The organism is Micromonospora rosaria, assembly GCF_001567585.1.
GTDB lineage: Bacteria > Actinomycetota > Actinomycetes > Mycobacteriales > Micromonosporaceae > Micromonospora > Micromonospora rosaria.
Map to the genome: position 1 here is coordinate 1 of NZ_LRQV01000222.1, position 6,627 is coordinate 6,627.

General features: G+C 75.3%; 7 protein-coding genes. 3 read left to right on the top strand and 4 right to left on the bottom strand.

The features are described from left to right. The 3 genes from AWW66_RS30815 to AWW66_RS30825 all read left to right on the top strand — a co-directional run. Positions 1–598: S1C family serine protease (locus AWW66_RS30815; RefSeq protein WP_067373975.1), on the top strand; the 598-nt coding region annotated here is incomplete at its 5' end. A 10-nt stretch (positions 599–608) separates the two neighbouring features. Continuing rightward, positions 609–1,304, top strand: coding sequence for a response regulator transcription factor (locus AWW66_RS30820; RefSeq protein WP_211272159.1), 696 nt, complete (start codon positions 609–611; stop codon positions 1,302–1,304). Further along, positions 1,301–2,506 (top strand): sensor histidine kinase, encoded by a 1,206-nt coding sequence (locus AWW66_RS30825; protein ID WP_067373978.1) that lies wholly within the window; start codon positions 1,301–1,303, stop codon positions 2,504–2,506. Before AWW66_RS30820 ends, AWW66_RS30825 begins: the two co-directional genes overlap by 4 nt. Before the next feature lie 232 nt (positions 2,507–2,738). On the opposite strand, the gene AWW66_RS30830 is transcribed toward AWW66_RS30825, so the two are convergent. The 4 genes from AWW66_RS30830 to AWW66_RS30845 form a co-directional block, all read right to left on the bottom strand. Next, positions 2,739–4,310 carry a hypothetical protein gene (locus AWW66_RS30830; RefSeq protein ID WP_067373981.1) on the bottom strand — a complete coding sequence of 524 codons (1,572 nt, stop codon included), beginning with the start codon at positions 4,308–4,310 and terminating at the stop codon, positions 2,739–2,741. Continuing rightward, positions 4,310–4,609, bottom strand: a complete 300-nt coding sequence (locus AWW66_RS30835; RefSeq protein ID WP_083979230.1) for a YciI family protein — start codon at positions 4,607–4,609, stop codon at positions 4,310–4,312. The genes AWW66_RS30830 and AWW66_RS30835 overlap by 1 nt, the downstream gene beginning before the upstream one ends. Further along, positions 4,606–5,925, bottom strand: coding sequence for a helix-turn-helix domain-containing protein (locus AWW66_RS30840; RefSeq protein WP_067373984.1), 1,320 nt, complete (start codon positions 5,923–5,925; stop codon positions 4,606–4,608). Before AWW66_RS30840 ends, AWW66_RS30835 begins: the two co-directional genes overlap by 4 nt. A gap of 45 nt (positions 5,926–5,970) precedes the next feature. Beyond that, positions 5,971–6,627, bottom strand: a 657-nt coding sequence (locus AWW66_RS30845; protein WP_157528213.1) for an SDR family NAD(P)-dependent oxidoreductase, incomplete at its 5' end; no start/stop codon positions are given.

A 6,627-nucleotide genomic window follows, 5' to 3' on the forward strand; every position in this document is an offset into this window, starting at 1 on the left:
CGACCTGGTCGCCGCCGCCGGGCAGGTGCTGCCCGGGGTGGTGTCGGTGCAGGTGCGCGGGTCGGGGCGGGCCGCCTCCGGCTCGGGTTTCGTGATCGACGACCGGGGCCACGTGGTCACCAACGACCACGTGGTGGCCCGGGGCGGGACGGTCAGCGTGGTCGGCGCGGACGGCCGCCGGCTCACCGCCCGCCTGGTCGGCCGGGACCCGGACACCGACATCGCGGTGCTGCGGGTCGACGCGGGCCACGGGCTGCGCCCGCTGCCGCTGGCCCCGACCGGTCAGACCCGGGTCGGCGAGTCGGTCCTCGCGGTCGGCTCGCCGTTGGGACTCTCCGGCACCGTCACCGCCGGCATCGTCAGCGCGCTGGACCGCCCGGTCCGGCTCGGCGGGGGCACCCGGCAGCCGGCCGTGCAGACCGACGCCTCCATCAACCCGGGCAACTCGGGCGGCCCGCTGGTCAACACCCGGGGCAAGGTGGTCGGGGTGAACACCGCCATCGCCACCCTGGAGGGCAGCGGCAGCATCGGCATCGGCTTCGCCATCCCCATCGACCGGGCCGCCCGGGTCGCGGAGCGGCTGATCGCGGCCGGTTAGGTTGGGTCGCGTGCGACTGCTGGTGGTGGAGGACGAGGAGGACCTGGCCGGCGCCCTGCGCGTCGGCCTGGCCCGCGCCGGCTACGCCGTCGACGTCGCGGTGGACGCGGCGCAGGCGTACGACCGGTTGCTGGTGAACGAGTACGACCTGATGCTGCTCGACGTCAACCTGCCCGACGTCGACGGGTTCACGGTGTGCCGGGCGATCCGGCGCGGCGAGGTGGCGGTGGCCGCCGGGCGGGACCTGCGGGTGCTGATGCTCACCGCCCGGGGCGCGCTCGGCGACCGGGTGCGGGGCCTCGACGAGGGGGCCGACGACTACCTGGTCAAGCCGTTCGCGCTGGCGGAACTGCTGGCCCGGGTACGGGCGCTGCTGCGGCGGGACACCGGCGGCACCTCGGCGGTGCTGACCGTGGGCGCGCTGACCCTGGACACCGCCCGGCACGAGGCGCACCGGGGCCGGCAGCGGCTGCACCTGACCCCGAAGGAGTTCGGGGTGCTGGAGTACCTGATGACCCGCCCGGGCCGGGTGGTCTCCGCCGAGGAGCTGCTGGAGCACGTCTGGGACGCCAACGCCGACCCGTTCACCCAGACCGTGCGGGTGACGGTGGGGACGTTGCGCCGCAAACTGACCGGCGACGGCGCCGAGCCGTCGATCGAGACGGTGGTCGGGCGCGGGTACCGGCTACGGGAGGAGGCGGCGTGAAGCTGTTCCGGTCGATCCGGTTCCGGTTGACGGTGCTCTACTCGACGCTGCTGTTCGCCCTGGCCGGGGCGGGACTGGCGGTGGCGTACGTGGCGGTGGACCGGGCGGTGGACCCGAAACCGGTCACCAAGCGGTACGAGGCGCAACTGGTCAAGCTCAAGAGCGACGGGCGGACGGTGCCGACCGGCACCACCATCGAGGTCGCCGAGGTGCAGCAGATCGAGGACGAGGTGAACCTGCGGCTGTTGCAGACCGTACGGGACTACTCGCTGATCGCCCTCGGCGGGTTGTTCGTGGCCAGCCTCGGCATCGGTTGGGTGCTGTCCGGACGGGCGTTGCGCCCGGTCGGGGCGATCGCCCGCACCGCGCGGGAGATCCAGGCCACCGACCTGTCCCGGCGGATCCACCTCACCGGCCCCCGCGACGAGCTGCGCGACCTGGCCGAGACCATCGACTCGATGCTGGACCGCCTGGACCGGGCGTTCCAGGGGCAGCGGCAGCTCATCGACGACGCCTCGCACGAGCTGCGCAGCCCGCTGGCGATCATCCGGGCGAACCTGGACGCCTCGCTGACCTCGCCGGAGGCGACCGAGGCGGAGCGGGCCGCCGCGGTGGCCACCGTCGACCGGGCCACCACCCGGATGTCCCGGCTGGTCGAGGACCTGCTGGCCACCGCCCGGCGGGACAGCGAGGCGCTCACCGACACCGACGTCGACCTCGGCGCGGTCGCCCGGGAGGCCGGCGAGGACTTCACCCCGCTCGCCGCCGAGCGGGGGCTGCGCCTGCGGTACGCCCTCGGCGACGGGCTGACCCTGATCGGCGACCCGGACGCGCTGCGCCGGGCGGCCGGGAACCTGCTCTCCAACGCGGTCCGCCTCTCCCCGCTGGGCGGGGCGGTCACCGTGGCCACCGGCCGGGTCGGCTCCTGGCTCTGGCTGGCCGTCACCGACGAGGGGCCGGGGATCGCGGAGGCCGACCGGTCCCGGGTCTTCGACCGGTTCTGGCGCGGGGAGACCGGCCGGGGCAGCTCCGCGGACCGGCGGACCGGGCTGGGGCTGGCCATCGTGCGACAGATCGTGGAATCCCACGGCGGGCAGGCGGTGGTGCACTCCCGGCCCGGGGCGGGCAGCACCTTCGTGCTCTGGCTGCCGGCCGCCGACCGGGCCGACGACGACCCCCCACCCCCGACCTCCCCGGTCTGAAGCGGGGAACGGGGCCGACCCGACCCGGGTACGGCGTCCCGCCCGCGCGGAGCGCGTTCTCACCGCCCCGGTCCCGGCCGGAGCCCTGGTCCCACGGACGGGGCAGCTCGACAGGAGACGGAGAGCAGCATCGCCGCCCGCCTGCCCTGCCGGCGGACCCACCGGTCAGTGGGAGGCCCCGGCTGCCGGCTACGGACCGGTAGCCGGGGCCTCCCGCACCACCACCGACGGGTCAGGCGGCGGAGTGGGCGTGGCGGGCGGCCCGCTCGGCCAGCCACAGCCAGCGGCGCTGCACCTCGCCGGAGGTCGAGGCGACCATGGCCAGCGCGTCGCCGCGCACCGTGGTCAGCGCGTCCGCGCCGGCCGCCGGGTCGTCGAGCAGCGCCGCGCCGTCCCGGAAGGCCGTCGCCTCGGCCGAACCCCCGAACCGGGGGGCCACCTCGTCGCGCCAGAACTCCTCCCAGGTCAGCTCCGGGTTCCAGGTGAACCGGGCGTATGCCAGGTAGCTGACCTCGTTGGTCGGGTGGTACGCCGACGGCTCGGCGAAGATGGTCAGCCCGCGCAGCCCGGCGGCGGCGCCGCGGGTGGCCATGTCGGTGTACAGCTCCGGCACCCAGGAGTGCCGCTGCCGGTTCCACTGCGAGCCGGCGTGGGTACGCAGCACGTTGGTGGTGTGCGGCAGGGCCGCCACGTGCCCGGCGGTGAGCCGGTCCCGGTGCTCGTACCAGAAGCCCCGGTTGACGCAGTACTGGTAGGCCACGTCGTCGGGCAGGTCCGCCAAGGGCTTCTGCGCCTCGAGGTCGAAGATGTTGTCCCAGTACACCTCGACCAGGTGGCGCAGCGGCACCCCGGCCGGGCCGGGCCGGCGGGCGGTGTCCAGCAGGGTCGGGTACACCGACCGCATCGCCTCGTACGACCAGGAGGTGCGCTCGCCGCCGGTACGCCCGGCGCACCGCGCGCAGGCGCAGCTACCGTAGTCGCCGGTCTCGAAGTTGATCCCGCCGACCGGCAGGGTGTCCAGCAGCCAGTCGATGGCGTCGCGGTGCCAGACCAGGTTGTCCGGCTGCGACGGGCAGGCGGCCATCATGTACTCGCTGGCCGGGAAGTGCAGGTCACCGAACTCGTCGATGTCGAAGCCGACCTTCTTCGGCAGCTCGGCGGCCAGGTCGGGGCGCTGCCGCAGCCAGGTGGCGAGGTTGTACCGGTGCCGGCCGTCGAAGTAGATGCCGCCGTAGGCGTTGATGCCCACCCCGGCGATGATCCGCACCCCCCGGGCGTTGGCGTACTCGCACAGCTCGCGGGCGGCCTCGACGCCGCCGTGGGCGTCGCGCAGCAGGCCGTACACGACGATCCCGCCGATCCGCTCGCGGCTGCAGAAGTCCACCAGCCGCCGGTAGTCCGCGCCGAACGCGTCGGCCCCCTTGGCGTACGGGTTCAGCGCGCCGATCTCCTGCTGGCCGAGCTGGCGCAGGTCCCAGTTGGTGGAGTGGTCCCAGGTCCACAGGGTGCGCAGCGGCAGCCCCGGCGTGCTGTCGACGGTGCCGACGGGCAGGCCGGCGGGGGTGTGACGGGCCAACAGGTCACGGGTGGCGTACACCAGGCCGGCGAACGGGTCGCCGACGATCCGGATCTCCCCGCTGGCCGGCACCTCGATCCGGTACCCGCCCTCGGGCAGCGCCGCGTCGGCGGTGAACCGCACCGGCGCGGTCCCCTCCCCCAACGCGTCGGCCACCAGCGTGGCCGGGTACGGCGCGTGTTCGGCGCCGAGCACCCGCACTCCGGGGACCTGGCGGTACTGCGACATCATGACCTCCCGAGGGACTGCGGGGTGGCGGCGAGGTAGTCGATGACCTCGATGGCCGTCCACACCCGGTGTTGCCAGTACGGATCGTGTTCGACGAGGGCGCGGGCCGCCGCCGCGTCGGGGGCCCGCAGCACGAGCACGGAGGCGCGCAGGTCGGCCCGCGCCCCGGCGACCAGGGCGGTGCCGTCGGCGAGCAGCGCCCGCACGTGGGCCAGGTGGGCGGCCCGGTGCGGTTCGCGGCGGCGGGCCGCGTCGGCGGCGAAGGTGGCGGTGACCAGGTACGTCGGCGCGAACCTCACGTGTCCGCCCCGATCGCCCCGACCAGGCGCTGCATGGCCACCCGGTAGACGGTCTGCGGCCGGCCCGCCCCGGTGCTGACGTGCACGCCGACCTCTTCGGCGAACCCGGCCGCGCGCAGCGACTTGAGCAGCCGGCGGGCCGAGCGGGTCTCCACCCCGTACGCGTCGGCCAGGCCCCGGGCGGTGACCTGGTTGGGGTCCATCTGGTGCAGCGCCTCCAGCAGCCGGCGGGTGGACAGCGGCCCGAGGCGGAGCTGCTCGGAGACCCGCAGCACCCCGGGCGCGGTCTCGCGCAGCCGCTGCTTGACCGCGCTCTCCCGGGTCGAGTAGATCTCCCCGTCGGGGAAGACCACGTGCGTGCCGCCGGCCCGGCCGAGGGCGAGGGCCTGGCGGGCGTTGGCCTCGGCGGCGGCGATGGTGGTGCCCGCGCCGAAGCCGACGGTGTGCTCGCCGTCGACGCCGCGCAGGGCGAGCAGGGAGGCGTGACCGGCGCGGTGCCGGGCGATGGCGCTCTCCACGGTGCCCCGGGTGGTGGTGATCAGCAGGGTCCGGTCGTCGATGGCGTTCAGCCGGCCACGCATCCGCTCGGCGTGCTCCAGCAGCGCCTCGCGCAGCCGCAGCCGCTGCCGTTCCGCCTGGTACGGGTCCTGCTGCCGGGGGCCCGAGTCGGCCAGCTCGACCATCATCACCGCGATCTGGGTGGCCCGGGACTGGCGTACCTCGGCGGCGAGCCAGGCCCGGCGCAGCGCGTCGCGGACCGAGGCGCGGGTGTGCTCGACCCGCCACACCGGCACCCCGCGCTCGCGCAGTTCCCGGTGCACCGCGCCGAGGCAGGTCAGGCACGCCTGCACCGCCCCGGACTCGTACCGCTCCCGGTGGTAGGCGGTGATCTCGGCCAGGCCGGAGAAGAGCAGCCCGGAGGAGTCCGCGATCGGCAGGATCTCGGTGGGCGGCTCCAGCTCGATGTCGTGGTACGTCTCCCGGACGGTGTCCGCCTCGATGGTGTCCACACTGACCCGGGGCAGTTCACCGCCGCCGGCCAGCAGCATCCGCGACAGCGTCCGGTACAGGTCGATCCCGGCGTGCCGGATGTAGTCGATCTCGGCGCGCAGCCCGCCGGCCGCGGCGGCGAAGGCGTACGGGATGCGCCCGGTGAAGAGCAGCACCTGGCACAGGTCGTCCAGCTCGCGGGCCAGCTCCGGGGCCTGCTCGGGGTTGGTGTACGCGCGGGCGGTCACCTCCTCCGCGCGCCCCTCCCCGGCCGCCACCTCCTGCACGAGCCGGATCGAGTCCTCCGGGCCGATGATCCCGATCACGATGCTGCCTCCACGTCGTCGCCCTGGCCGTCGGGGTCGGGCTGCTCAGCCGGTGTAGACGGTGCCGACGAGGCCGGCGCTGACCGGCGCCGCCAGCAGCACCAGCACCGACGCCACGTCCTCGGGCCGGCCCAGGGCCGCCTCGATCCGGGCCACCTGGACGCCGTCGGTGCCGTTGGCCCGCGCCTCGTCCAGCGACCGCCGCATCAGCGGCGTGTCGATGTCCCCGGGACAGAGCGTGTGCACCCGGATCCCCTGTGGACCGAGCTGGCGGGCCAGCGTCAACGCCAGACCGTGCAGTCCTCCCTTGCTCGCGCCGTAGGGTACCGAGCCGGACCCGGTCTGCACGCCGGCCTTGGAGCCGACCAGGACGAGCACCCCGTCGCCGCCGGTCAGGTGCCGGGTGGCGTGCTTGGCGACCAGGAACGGCCCGGTGAGGTTGACGGCGATCACCCGCTGCCACAGCTCCAGCGGGACGTCGGCGACGGCCGTGCCCTGCCCGCGCATGACGCCCGCGACGTGCAGCACCGCGTCGATGCCGCCCAGCTCGGCGGCGACCGCGTCGAGCGCCGCGGCGACCTGCGCCTCGTCGGTCACGTCGACCGGGCGGGCGCAGGCGGTCGCGCCGACGGCGCGGGCCTGCGCGGCGGCGCCGGCCGCGCCGTCGGCGTCGGCGTCGAGCACCGCCACGGCCGCGCCGGC

What these genes read in the sequence shown, in the direction of transcription:
- AWW66_RS30830 (WP_067373981.1), bottom strand. Translation starts at nt 4,310, where the DNA reads ATGTCGCAGTACCGCCAGGTCCCCGGAGTGCGGGTGCTCGGCGCCGAA.